Raw genomic sequence first — 12,306 nt, 5'->3', positions numbered from 1 at the left:
GGTGGATTAAAATCCGCCTGGACTTAAATAACTGGGATTTTCCTGTAGGGAAGTATCGAAGGGATTGGGTAAATCTTGGGTGCGAATTAAAGGTCCAGACTGTTGCTGTTGCATGACATCATAGTATAAAGTTTCGACCAATTTCGCATCCCGAGTAATCAGATTATCGAAATAGGAACCTTGCATAAAAGTACGCCAACCAAAAAGAGAGTTTAACTGTCCTAAAATGCTGGTGTAGTCGTAGAAACGACCCGTATTGTTATTAACAGCGCGGTTAAACAAACCAGGGATATTATTAAATCCTACCGCCGTATCGGGAGAGGGGACAAGTTGCAATTGTTGGGTTTTTACCGGTGCCGGAGTGGTGGCGGGGGAACGTTGGGCGATCGCACTAGGCGAACTCAACCAGACTAAACCGGTTAAACAAAACAGGGAAGGAAGTAAAAACTTAGCGCGCATGGGTAAAAATCTCCTCACAGGGATAGGGTTAATTAAAAAATTGCTTCAATGGGATGAGAAAGAAATCAATACTAGCGATCGAGTCAATATATAATGACTTTTGGCTTAATTGTAACCGAAATTTTGGAGTCAGTCAGGCTCCCAATCCTGAAAATATGGCTAATTCCTCGGTAGCGAATCTCGACACTGCTTCCCTGCGTCAATTTCTCCTCGATGCTCTTGTCCGTCTTGCCTATCGAGAGGGGGATTTCACCCTGTCTTCAGGACAAAAAAGCAGCTACTATATCAACGGTAAACAAGTTACCCTCAATGCTGAGGGAGCTTTAGCCGTGGGGCGTTTATTGCTGTCCCTACTGCCTCCAGATACCCAAGCGGTGGCAGGATTAACCCTAGGGGCGGATCCGATTGTCAGTGCCGTTATTGTGGTATCTGCCTACGAAAATCGCCCGATTCCAGCTTTAATCGTCCGTAAAGAGGCAAAAGGTCACGGTACTATGGCTTATATCGAGGGGCCGACTTTAAACCCCGGTGCCGCGGTGGTTGTCCTCGAAGATGTGGTGACAACGGGGAAAAGTGCCATGGTAGCGGTAGAAAGATTACGCAATGCGGGTTATCAGGTAGATTTAATCATTGCTTTGGTGGATAGAGAACAAGGAGGGGCGGAATTTTACCAATCTCAGGGAATACAGTTTCAAGCTTTGTTTTCGATTCGGGATCTACAGGCGGCTTATCAGAAAAAATAGCCGCGATTGGCGAGAAACGCTCGATAACTGGGTTTTAACAGTGGGTAAAACTTAGCTGTATTTTTTTCCTGTGAATAATTGGTAACTAACTGAGGTTGTCGGCGCTAAGAAACAGATGAGAACATTGATAGATTCAGAGTCTAACTATTGACTAATACCTATTCTCGGACGGGGAATCAAGATTGCTTGACTCTCTTGGCTGCTAATGAGTTGAAGCCTTTGTCACTTTACTGATAACCCTCAGACCGACTAACTGTATACTAGGCTATAAGATTTGCTTAAAAATCTTCAGACCATGCCGAACTATTGACAGTACAGCGATCGCCAAATATGAATCAAGGCATAGATTTACAAGAAAGTTTCATTAAATCCCTAACAGACTTGGGATTAAGTGGAGGACTGGCTAAAGCGATTTGGATGCCTTTACCCATGTTCCTGATGATTATTGCCGCCACAGTGGGGGTTTTAGTGTGCGTCTGGTTAGAAAGGAAAATTTCCGCCGCCGTCCAACAGCGTATCGGGCCCGAATACGCAGGACCCTTAGGCGTTTTACAACCAGTCGCCGACGGTCTGAAATTAGTCTTTAAAGAAGATGTCGTCCCCGCTAAGGCTGACCCTTGGTTATTCCTCTTCGGGCCGATTTTGGTGGTGATGCCGGTGTTTGTCTCCTACCTCATCGTCCCCTTCGGTCAAAATCTGCTGATTACTGACCTAAACGTGGGGATCTTTTTATGGATTTCCTTGTCCAGTATTGCCCCCATTGGTTTATTAATGGCGGGTTATGCCTCGAATAATAAGTATTCCTTGCTGGGAGGCCTGCGGGCCGCGGCGCAATCGATTAGTTATGAAATTCCCTTGGCTTTATCGGTATTAGCGATTGTGATGATGTCTAATAGTCTCAGTACCATTGATATTGTCGAACAACAATCCGGTTATGGCATTTTAGGCTGGAATATCTGGCGCCAACCGGTGGGTTTTCTGATTTTCTGGATTGCCGCTTTAGCTGAGTGTGAACGTCTGCCTTTCGATTTACCGGAAGCGGAGGAGGAATTAGTCGCCGGTTATCAAACCGAATACGCGGGGATGAAATTCGCTCTCTTTTATGTGGGTTCCTACGTTAACCTCGTGCTGTCGGCCCTAGTTTTCGCCGTCCTCTATCTTGGCGGTTGGGAATTTCCTATCCCCGTCAATGCTTTGGCCGGCTGGTTGGGAGTTAGTGAAACCAATCCTTGGCTACAAATTATCACCGCTTCCCTAGGGATTACGATGACGGTATTAAAAGCCTATTTTCTCATCTTCATCGCTATTCTCTTGCGTTGGACTGTACCCCGGGTTCGCATTGACCAATTACTCGATTTAGGCTGGAAATTCCTCTTACCGGTATCTTTAGTTAACTTACTACTTACCGCCGCCCTAAAACTAGCTTTTCCCTTTGCTTTTGGCGGTTAATTCCCGTTTTTGCCCTGTTAACCTACTACCCCTCTGACCATCATGTTTAACATTCTCAAACAAGTCAGCGATTACGCCAAAGGTAGCATTCAAGCGGCGAAATACATCGGCGAAGGTTTATCCGTTACCTTCGATCATATGCGTCGTCGTCCGATTACCGTCCAATATCCCTACGAAAAGTTAATTCCCTCGGAACGTTATCGGGGTAGAATTCACTTTGAGTTCGATAAATGTATCGCCTGTGAAGTTTGTGTGCGAGTTTGTCCGATTAATTTACCAGTAGTGGATTGGACTTTTAACAAGGAAATTAAAAAGAAAGAACTCAAACACTACAGTATCGATTTTGGGGTCTGTATTTTCTGCGGTAATTGTGTGGAATACTGTCCGACTAATTGCCTATCGATGACCGAAGAATACGAACTAGCGACCTATGATCGTCATGAATTAAACTATGATAACGTCGCCCTAGGCCGTTTACCCTACAAAGTCACCCAAGATCCGATGGTAACACCTCTGAGGGAATTAGGTTATCTGCCTAAAGGTGTTATCGAACCCCACGATTTACCCGCCGGTAGTCAACGCGCCGGTAAACGTCCGGAAGAAATTACCGATTAATTAGCAGTTAGCTATCAGCCGTCAGCCGTCAGCCTTCAGAAGCTGATAACTAATAATTAATAACTCTCAAACATAAAAGGAGATGAAACTACTGTGAATTTAGCCGAGGGCGTTCAAATAGTATCTTTTGGCATTTTAGCAGCCCTGGTAATCGGGACAGCTTTAGGCGTGGTACTATTATCTAATATCGTTTATTCCGCCTTTTTATTGGGCGGTGTTTTTATCAGCATTTCGGGTTTATATCTCTTACTAAATGCTGATTTTGTAGCGGCGGCACAAATTCTAATTTATGTGGGTGCAATTAACGTTTTAATTCTCTTTGCTATTATGCTTGTTAACAAGCAAGAGGACTTTTCTGCTATTCCTAAACGTTGGATTCGTCAGGCATCTACTGCTTTAGTTTGTGTGGGTTTATTTGTCCTGTTATCGACCATGGTTTTAATCACACCTTGGTCAATTTCTAGCACTTCTCCCGCCGTGGTGACTAACACTTTAGTAGAAATCGGTAAGCATTTCTTTAGTGATTTCTTGCTACCCTTTGAATTAGCTTCCGTGCTATTATTAATGGCCATGGTCGGAGCAATTATTTTAGCTCGTCGTGACCTTATCCCCACCCTAAAAGCTGAAGAACCTACGGCCACAGCTTTAACATTACCCGAACGACCTAGAGAATTAACCGCCCCTAAATAAGACCAAAAAAAGAGGTATCATGCAGATTCAGTTAGAGTATTATTTGTTATTAGCGGCGGCTTTATTTTGTATCGGAATTTATGGTTTAGTCACCAGTCGCAATGCTGTCCGGGTTTTAATGTCGATCGAATTGATGCTCAATTCTGTTAACATTAACTTAATGGGTTTTTCCAACTATCTTGACCCCGCTAATATCCGAGGCCAAATTTTTACTATTTTCGTGATTACCGTAGCGGCAGCCGAGGCAGCCGTGGGTTTAGCGATTATCCTGACTATCTATCGTAACCGCGACACGATCGATATGGAACAGTTTAATCTGCTCAAATGGTAAGCTTTTAAATATTTACCCCCCCTCTCCCTTTTTTGGGGAGAGTTTTTTTTGGCCAATTTTCCCTGTTTGTACGGTGTTAAATGTTTGAAATTTCAAGAGTTGGCTCTTCTAGGTTCTGTGTGATAAGTTTAACTTACATTATGATCGCTCAATCTTTGTGTCCTTTGTGTCTTTGTGGTTCCTTCCACTCGCTCGCCAGCAGGACTGTATCTTAGAATACATTTTGCCCACCAAACCTAAGAGAGCAGTCTTAGGGGAGTGGATAGGGTATCAGGGGCAAAATTTTGCCAAAGTAATTTTTGAGTAGGGTTGTCGTGGATTAGCCCTATTTTGTTGAGGATATTTCTCAATAAGAGTTTTTTTTAAGCTCTGGGATGGGTTGGGTTGGAGTCGTGGGCTGAAGGCGATCGCACACACAGGAAGAACGATCACACTCACAGGAATAACCACCATCGATAGCAGGTACTCCTTCAGGGCTGATGTTGATAATAATTCCACCTAACAAATCCACATGAAGACCTAACTTATATATAGGAGTTAAATCTTTTATTTTATTGTCTGATAAAAACAATACCTCAAGATTATTTAAGTTAGCTAAAGGACTTACATCTACTATTTGATTATCCATTAAAGACAAAGTCCTAAGATTAGTAAAATTAGCTAAGGGAGTTATATCTTTTATTTTATTGTCTGATAAAAGCAATACCTCAAGATTAGTTAAATTAGCTAATGAGGTTATGTCTATTATTTGATTGGTTTGTAAATTTAAGTGGGTAAGGTTAGTTAAATTAGCTAACGCATTTACATTTACTATTTGATTCTGACGTAAACGCAACTCGATAAGATTAGTTAAATTAGCTAAAGGCGTTAGATCTACTATTTGATTATTAACTAAAGACAACTTCTGAAGATTTGTTAAATAATTTGAGGCTGTTTGACAATTTTCAGTTTTTGCTTCTCGTAGCAGTATTTCTATAGTGTATTTTTGATCTTGTGGAAGAGACTGTAAACGATTACATAATTCAAAAAAAGAAGGAAAAAAATTGGAACCCTGAGCTATAGCTGAAGTTGTGTTTGCTATGCTGGCGATAGTCAATAATCCAGATAAAACGAAGGACACAGATTGTTTAAATTCCATAAAACTTAATATTGCCGTTTTATAATTTTAAAATTTTTCTCTGCGAGATTGTCACTCAAAAAGAGATCACCCCTTTCATAGTAACGCTTTTAGGGGTTATTGAAGTCATGATTACAAACAAAAAGGCGATCGCTTTTAAATGTAGGTAGGGTTGAATAACATGAAACTAAAGCCATTGCTACAAACAAAAAGGCGATCGCCCTGAAAATTAAGGAATAAGTTCGGGATTGGTACAGTTATTTTTTCCTCTTCCAGTAAGATCAACCCCTTCATGTACATAAGCAACACATTCCAAAGCTCTTTGATTTACACTATTGAGGTGGTAAAACACACCTCCCAAAGCTAATAGAATCAAAATGATGACATTTTTAATCATAATTGCTAACAAAATTCTGTTAATTTTAAAAATTACTCTTTTTTGAAACAATAAGGTCCACCCCAAGGGCAAGTTCTACATTCCCAAATGTTTCCATATTTATCACGCACTAAGTAATAGTTACACTTTGAGTCACCACCAGTGGTCGGACCAATATATACCGGATCTACTGGTTGTGCTAACACAGGAGTGTTAGAATTAAATATAGGAAATATTCCCGATAAAATTACGGACGTTGTTAATAAAAACTTTTTCATTTTTCCTTGGGTCAATTTGTATGTTTGTTTAGTTACGGACAAGATTATGTCCATACTATAGGCAATTTTTTAGATATGCCGTTCTTCTTCTTTCAGCCGAAGCATAATAGCCTTCAGCACGAGAGGCGTAATGAGGAATATTAACCTGACTTGCCCAATAATCACCTGCTTTTTTATAATCAGTAAGCTCTGATAACAACTGTTGGCAAGAAAGAGATGAGATATGTTTTTGTTCTTCCTGTAATGTATAGTTAATTAAATCATTTGCTTCGTCATAAAGTCCATTAACTTCGTTAAGTATTTCCTGTGCCGTTTGTGCATCAGAATTGTCCATAGTAACGATAACTTGTAAACTACCAAATATTGCAGTTAAAGCAAAAATCAGACTTACTTTTTTCATTCCAAAATTCATAACTTAATATTCCTTTTAGGTTCAATATATATTGCTATTGGTTTTGACATTTAAAAAGGATTTGAGATGATACCACCGAAGCTACTTCGGGATAAATCATATTTGCATAACTTACGGCTTCGCTACAATATCGAGGATTTCGTTTCACCAATTCTAAATAACGTTCAGCACAATTGAAAACAGCATTCATATAAGTTTGAAATGATACTGCTGATGTAACTATCCCTCCACTTGGAGAATTTTTACTATTGAGATACTCATAATAAACATTATTGCAGTGATTTCTCATAGATGTTTGTGCGTTAGAAATGTTCACATCTGCTAAAAGTGAAGTGCTGGAAAAAATCATACTTAAGCCTAAGATTAGGTTGAATTTATTCATTGTAAAAGTCATTATTGGGTGTTACTCCTAAGTTCATTTTTTGAGTTAATGAAAAATTCTTAGCCAGTTGTCTTAGCTAATTTTTCACCATCATCGCAAAGTTTTTTTTCAACCACCACCAGATTTCACCTGATGTTTTGTAAAGAAATGTTAAGACGATGCCAGAAATGACTTGATCTTGTTTTACAATGACTGAACTATAATATAGGTAACAATTTATTCACTTTCACGCCATGAAGGATAGTTTACACTTGTTGCGTTTTATCGAAGATTTATTGATAGAGGAAGATGGGCAAAGTCTTAGCGATATTCAGCGACACATTATTGAAGAGTTATTAAACGGCAAAACCTATAAAGAAATTGCGGATAGTTATGGTTATGATGAGAAACATATTGGCGATGTGAGTAGAAATAAAATATTTAAGGTTTTATCTAAGCAATTAGGATTAGAAGAAAAAGAGCTTAATAAGTCTAATTTTCGTTGGACTATCGAAAAAGCAGTTAATTCTCAACTTTTTGCGTTAAATAAAAATGTTAATTATTGTGTAAAGTCTCCTCAACCTGACACCACTAAACCAATTGAAAATAAAGAAAAATCTCCATCAGAAACATCATATCATGATTTAAGTTTAGCTCCAAAGATAAATCGTAATTTCTGCGATCGCATTTCAGAATTAGAAATCTTAACACAGAGAATATTAATTGAGAAAAAGCCCTTAATTTCTGTATCAGGATTGAGTGGAATTGGAAAAACTACCTTAGTTAGACATTTTGTAGAATTAAATTTAGAAAAATTTGAAGTAATTATTTGGCAAAATCTAAAAATATTCAATTGTTTAGACACAATTATTACTGATATTTTCACTAAAATTAATACGGATTTTATCTTAAATGATCACGATAAATTGACTCTGTTTTTAAAGTTATTGCAACGGAAAAAGTGTTTAATTATTTTTGACAATGTACAGGAATTATTTAGCGAGGGTGAATTAGCAGGGCAATATCAAACTAAACATAAAAAGTATCAGGAATTCTTTTCAATAATTACTAACGAAATTGAACATCAAAGTAGTTTAATTTTAATTAGTCAAGAGCGATGTTCAGAAATGTATTATTCAGATGAAAAATTAGATTTACTTGAATTACAAGGTTTAAATAATCGGGCAATCCTCAATAATTTAGGTTCTGAAGATGAAGAAAGCTGGTTAAAAGTAGTTCAGTTATACGAAAGAAATTTATTTTATTTAAAAGATATTGCTGTTTTAATTCAAGATGTTTATCATGGTTGTGTCGGTGAGTTTTTACAAGAGGAAAATATTGTTATTACAGCAAAAATAAAGGAAAGTTTGACTACAATAATTAAGAGATTATCGCCCATTGAAAAACAAATTATTCAATCCTTAATCAACCTAAAAAAAGATTGTTCAAGAAATGAATTAAAATTAAGTTTAGATTTATCAGCGGATGACTTGATTAAAGGGTTACAATCTTTACAAAAAAGATATTTGTTAACTAAAATTGAAGAATCAGAAATCTTATTTAATTTATCTCCTGTGTTTAAAAAATATATCAAAGATACAGGTATCTAAATAAGCGGCGGTTATCATAATTTTTTACCTCATGAACTTTGCACTGTACGGTGTTAGAGGTATCATGCAGATTCAGTTAGAGTATTATTTGTTATTAGCGGCGGCTTTATTTTGTATCGGAATTTATGGTTTAGTCACCAGTCGCAATGCTGTCCGGGTTTTAATGTCGATCGAATTGATGCTCAATTCTGTTAACATTAACTTAATGGGTTTTTCCAACTATCTTGACCCCGCTAATATCCGAGGCCAAATTTTTACTATTTTCGTGATTACCGTAGCGGCAGCCGAAGCAGCCGTGGGTTTAGCGATTATCCTGACTATCTATCGTAACCGCGACACCATCGATATGGAACAGTTTAATCTGCTCAAATGGTAAGCTTTTAAATATTTACCCCCCCTCTCCCTTTTTTGGGGAGAGTTTTTTTTGGACAATTTTCCCTGTTTGTACGGGGTTAAATGTTTGAAATTTCAAGAATTTGTAAAGATTTAAAGGATTAAAACTACATCCGATTAACAGGATTAAATTATGATAAGAAGAGATGTTATAGTGTGTATTTCCTCTTCGTAAATTTACTAAGTTGTAAATCTTTTGATCACTTCTATTTGAATACCAACAAATAAGGAGAAAAATTAAAAAGCCATCCTATCCTATCATAGTTGGCTTCAAGATACCTAATTCATAACTGGGTTTTATAAGTCGGATTTGGTATCAATTGTCCTTTAGGTAGTGTTCCAAACCTAGGACTAAGCTAACTTGTGGATAGGATGTACAATTAGTATTCATATCTTGATTTAGCAACGCCATTTTCTATACCTTTTAAACAGGATTTCCAGCTTTTTTAAAATCGATGATACACTCCCGCTGCTACCTCCTGTCCCCTGAATCATCCCGCAGTTTTATATTTTCTTTAGAGATGGGCTGTCCTAAAACCTGCTCAGAGCGGCCAAAAGTCAGAAAATAGAAATAAAGGTGCGATTAGAGAACTTGAGTAGCGATCGCACCTGTCAGCCGCCATTGGAGAAAGATAAAGTTATGGCAGATAACTACAGAAGTCGCATTGTTACCCAAGGTACCCAACGCAGTCCCAATCGGGCCATGTTAAGAGCGGTAGGTTTTGGGGATGAGGACTTTAGCAAACCCATCATCGGCATCGCTAACGGATTTAGCACCATTACCCCCTGTAACATGGGAATTAATGATTTAGCAATGCGTGCCGAAGCAGCCACCAGATTAGCGGGGGGAATGCCGCAACTTTTCGGGACTATCACCATTAGTGACGGGATTTCCATGGGAACAGAAGGGATGAAATATTCTCTCGTTTCTAGGGAGGTAATCGCCGATTCCATTGAAACCGTCTGTAATGGTCAAAGTCTCGATGGAGTCCTCGCTATCGGGGGTTGTGACAAAAATATGCCGGGGGCAATGATTGCCATGGCCCGGATGAATATTCCCGCTATTTTCGTCTATGGTGGCACGATTAAACCGGGGCGCTACAAAGATTGCGATTTAACCGTAGTCAGTTCCTTTGAAGCCGTGGGACAGTACAGCGCCGGTAAAATCAGTGAAGAAGACCTCATCGGGATCGAACGCAACGCTTGCCCCGGCGCCGGTTCCTGTGGTGGAATGTTTACTGCTAATACCATGTCTTCCATTTTTGAAGCCATGGGGATGAGTTTACCCTACTCCTCGACCATGGCCGCCGAAGATGAGGAAAAAGCCGATAGTACCGAAGAATCGGCCAAGGTTTTGGTCGAGGCGGTTAGAAAACAGATTCTCCCTAGCCAAATTTTGACCCGTAAAGCCTTTGAAAACGCCATTTCGGTAATTATGGCGGTGGGAGGTTCCACTAACGCTGTCCTGCACCTTTTAGCCATTTCCCGCACCATCGGGGTAGAATTATCGATCGATGATTTTGAAACCATCCGCCAGCGTGTACCGGTTATCTGCGATCTTAAACCCTCCGGGCGTTACGTTACCGTAGATCTGCATAAAGCCGGCGGTATTCCCCAAGTGATGAAAATTCTCCTGGTTAATGGTTTACTACACGGGGATGCTCTCACCATTAGCGGTCAGACTATCGCCGAGATTTTAGCCGATATTCCCGACCAACCGCCCCCAGGCCAAGACGTTATCCGTCCTTTTAGCAATCCTGTCTATAAAGAGGGTCATTTAGCCATTTTAAAAGGAAATCTGGCCACAGAGGGGGCCGTGGCCAAAATTAGCGGCGTGAAAACTCCAGTCATCACTGGGCCCGCGCGGGTGTTTGAGTCGGAAGAAACCTGTTTAGAGGCAATTTTAGCCGGAAAAATTCAAGCCGGGGATGTGGTGGTTGTCCGTTACGAGGGACCAGTAGGCGGACCGGGTATGCGGGAAATGTTAGCCCCCACTTCGGCAATTATCGGCGCTGGTTTAGGGGATTCCGTGGGATTAATTACCGATGGTCGTTTTTCCGGGGGAACCTATGGCATGGTAGTTGGTCACGTCGCTCCAGAAGCGGCGGTGGGTGGTACAATTGCCCTAGTCGAGGAGGGGGATCAAATCACTATTGATGCTCGTCAGCGTCTCTTGCAGTTAAATGTATCGGAGGAAGAATTAACCCGTCGTCGTCACCATTGGCAACCGCGTCCCCCACGCTATAAAACGGGAATTCTCGGCAAATTCGCCAAGTTAGTCTCCTCTAGCAGTCTCGGCGCTTTAACAGATCTGAATCTGTTCTAAAAGTATAACTAGGGTTTGCGGCAAAAAGCTTTTCCTGGGGGCAGGGTGTGGGGTGTGGGGTGTAGGGTGTGGGGTTTTATCGATTTTCAGGTGGTCAACTACCTAATTTTCAGGGAAAAAGCACCCACTGCTCACCCAACACTCCCACTGATAACTGATAACTGATAACTGATAAGACTGACGAACCTAATTACTATAGATTAATAACTATGACCTATCTACTCACTGTCTATCGAGCGCTCGAATGCCGTCCAGATACCTATCGGGACTGGTATGACCAAGGCAATATTTTAAGAGAAAGAATGGACTATTTGGGAGCCTTAATCAGCTACGAAAAAGCCTTAGAATATTATCCAGATGATTATTGGGCATGGTACAAAAAGGGTATGATACTAGAAGACTTGGGAATGTATGAAGAAGCGGCTGAAAGTTACGCTAACGCCGCACAGGTAAAGGCCGATAACTATTGGGCTTGGTATGATCAAGGTTGTGTTTATCTACAGGAATTAAAGGACTACGAAAAAGCGACCGCTTGTTTTCAACGGGCCCTAAGTCATAGTCCGGGGGACTATTGGGCAGCCTACCGGCAAGGGGAGGCCTATCGATTGCTGAAAAATTACGAACGCGCTATCACTTTCTATGATCTGGCCTTGGGGGCGCGACCCCGGGATTATTGGGCCTGGTATCGTCGCGGCGACGCTTTCCGGGATTGGGGCAATCCCCAAGAGGCTTTATTTAATTATCGTACCGCCCTCGATATCCGACCGCAAGATTACTGGTCCTGGTATCAACAGGGTGTGATCTTACAAGCATTACAGCGTTTACTAGAAGCGATCGCCTGTTATGAAGAATCGTTAAAAATCGATCGAGATGATCGCTATGCGTGGTATAATGCCGCCTGCTGTTATGCTGCCCTCGGTCAACAAGAAAAAGCGATCGACTGTTTACGCGAAGCTCTAGACATAGAACCGGATATATGTGGCGAATTAGTGCGTAATAACTTTGTTTTCGATGGTTTAAGGCAAAATGAAACCTTTAATGACCTCTTGAGTTGCTATTCCCCCAGCTAAAGTCTTTTTGCAGCACCTAGGGTTTGCTGAAAGGGTTTGTCGTGGGGTGTGTGGAATTTTCGGCATTTTCAGGGAA

At 40.5% G+C, this 12,306-nt stretch carries 14 protein-coding genes; 9 read left to right on the top strand and 5 right to left on the bottom strand.

Going from position 1 to position 12,306, the window contains the following annotated elements:
* Positions 1 to 6: 6 nt before the first annotated feature.
* On the bottom strand, positions 7 to 459 hold the full coding sequence (locus tag ACQY1Y_RS10875; protein ID WP_430014552.1) for a porin: 453 nt from the start codon (positions 457 to 459) through the stop codon (positions 7 to 9).
* A 53-nt stretch (positions 460 to 512) separates the two neighbouring features.
* Between ACQY1Y_RS10875 and pyrE the strand changes: the two genes are divergently transcribed.
* The 5 genes from pyrE (at position 513) to nuoK (ACQY1Y_RS10850) (ending at position 4,287) form a co-directional block, all read left to right on the top strand.
* Positions 513 to 1,202 carry an orotate phosphoribosyltransferase gene (gene pyrE / locus ACQY1Y_RS10870; protein WP_430014551.1) on the top strand — a complete coding sequence of 230 codons (690 nt, stop codon included), beginning with the start codon at positions 513 to 515 and terminating at the stop codon, positions 1,200 to 1,202.
* Between the two features lie 330 nt (positions 1,203 to 1,532).
* The gene (gene nuoH / locus ACQY1Y_RS10865; protein WP_002775034.1) at positions 1,533 to 2,651 is read left to right on the top strand and encodes an NADH-quinone oxidoreductase subunit NuoH; all 1,119 of its coding nucleotides are present in this window, start codon (positions 1,533 to 1,535) and stop codon (positions 2,649 to 2,651) included.
* A 42-nt stretch (positions 2,652 to 2,693) separates the two neighbouring features.
* Positions 2,694 to 3,266 (top strand): NAD(P)H-quinone oxidoreductase subunit I, encoded by a 573-nt coding sequence (gene ndhI, locus ACQY1Y_RS10860; protein ID WP_002733194.1) that lies wholly within the window; start codon positions 2,694 to 2,696, stop codon positions 3,264 to 3,266.
* A gap of 93 nt (positions 3,267 to 3,359) precedes the next feature.
* Entirely contained in the window at positions 3,360 to 3,956 is a 597-nt protein-coding gene (locus ACQY1Y_RS10855) for an NADH-quinone oxidoreductase subunit J (protein ID WP_185239303.1), read from the top strand.
* A 25-nt stretch (positions 3,957 to 3,981) separates the two neighbouring features.
* Positions 3,982 to 4,287, top strand: coding sequence for an NADH-quinone oxidoreductase subunit NuoK (nuoK, locus tag ACQY1Y_RS10850; RefSeq protein ID WP_197533180.1), 306 nt, complete (start codon positions 3,982 to 3,984; stop codon positions 4,285 to 4,287).
* A gap of 346 nt (positions 4,288 to 4,633) precedes the next feature.
* Here nuoK (ACQY1Y_RS10850) and ACQY1Y_RS10845 read toward each other — a convergent pair whose 3' ends face one another.
* The 4 genes from ACQY1Y_RS10845 to ACQY1Y_RS10830 form a co-directional block, all read right to left on the bottom strand.
* The gene (locus ACQY1Y_RS10845; protein ID WP_002731658.1) at positions 4,634 to 5,425 is read right to left on the bottom strand and encodes a leucine-rich repeat domain-containing protein; all 792 of its coding nucleotides are present in this window, start codon (positions 5,423 to 5,425) and stop codon (positions 4,634 to 4,636) included.
* Positions 5,426 to 5,633: 208 nt separating this feature from the next.
* Positions 5,634 to 5,801 carry a hypothetical protein gene (locus ACQY1Y_RS10840; protein ID WP_002732982.1) on the bottom strand — a complete coding sequence of 56 codons (168 nt, stop codon included), beginning with the start codon at positions 5,799 to 5,801 and terminating at the stop codon, positions 5,634 to 5,636.
* Between the two features lie 312 nt (positions 5,802 to 6,113).
* Positions 6,114 to 6,470, bottom strand: coding sequence for a hypothetical protein (locus ACQY1Y_RS10835; protein WP_002794028.1), 357 nt, complete (start codon positions 6,468 to 6,470; stop codon positions 6,114 to 6,116).
* A 34-nt stretch (positions 6,471 to 6,504) separates the two neighbouring features.
* Positions 6,505 to 6,864 carry a hypothetical protein gene (locus ACQY1Y_RS10830; protein WP_002794027.1) on the bottom strand — a complete coding sequence of 120 codons (360 nt, stop codon included), beginning with the start codon at positions 6,862 to 6,864 and terminating at the stop codon, positions 6,505 to 6,507.
* Positions 6,865 to 7,085: 221 nt separating this feature from the next.
* Here ACQY1Y_RS10830 and ACQY1Y_RS10825 point away from each other — a divergent pair, with 221 nt between their 5' ends.
* The 4 genes from ACQY1Y_RS10825 (at position 7,086) to ACQY1Y_RS10810 (ending at position 12,230) form a co-directional block, all read left to right on the top strand.
* Positions 7,086 to 8,441, top strand: a complete 1,356-nt coding sequence (locus ACQY1Y_RS10825; RefSeq protein ID WP_271936107.1) for an AAA family ATPase — start codon at positions 7,086 to 7,088, stop codon at positions 8,439 to 8,441.
* Positions 8,442 to 8,511: 70 nt separating this feature from the next.
* Positions 8,512 to 8,817 (top strand): NADH-quinone oxidoreductase subunit NuoK, encoded by a 306-nt coding sequence (gene nuoK, locus ACQY1Y_RS10820; protein WP_197533180.1) that lies wholly within the window; start codon positions 8,512 to 8,514, stop codon positions 8,815 to 8,817.
* A gap of 657 nt (positions 8,818 to 9,474) precedes the next feature.
* Positions 9,475 to 11,160 carry a dihydroxy-acid dehydratase gene (ilvD, locus tag ACQY1Y_RS10815; RefSeq protein ID WP_271936113.1) on the top strand — a complete coding sequence of 562 codons (1,686 nt, stop codon included), beginning with the start codon at positions 9,475 to 9,477 and terminating at the stop codon, positions 11,158 to 11,160.
* Between the two features lie 209 nt (positions 11,161 to 11,369).
* The gene (locus tag ACQY1Y_RS10810) at positions 11,370 to 12,230 is read left to right on the top strand and encodes a tetratricopeptide repeat protein (RefSeq protein WP_430014550.1); all 861 of its coding nucleotides are present in this window, start codon (positions 11,370 to 11,372) and stop codon (positions 12,228 to 12,230) included.
* Positions 12,231 to 12,306: the final 76 nt, after the last annotated feature.

Source organism: Microcystis ichthyoblabe FBCC-A1114, from assembly GCF_050500245.1.
GTDB lineage: Bacteria > Cyanobacteriota > Cyanobacteriia > Cyanobacteriales > Microcystaceae > Microcystis > Microcystis ichthyoblabe_A.
Note: the sequence above shows the minus strand (reverse complement) of the source record. Positions and strands in the feature narration are given on the sequence as shown.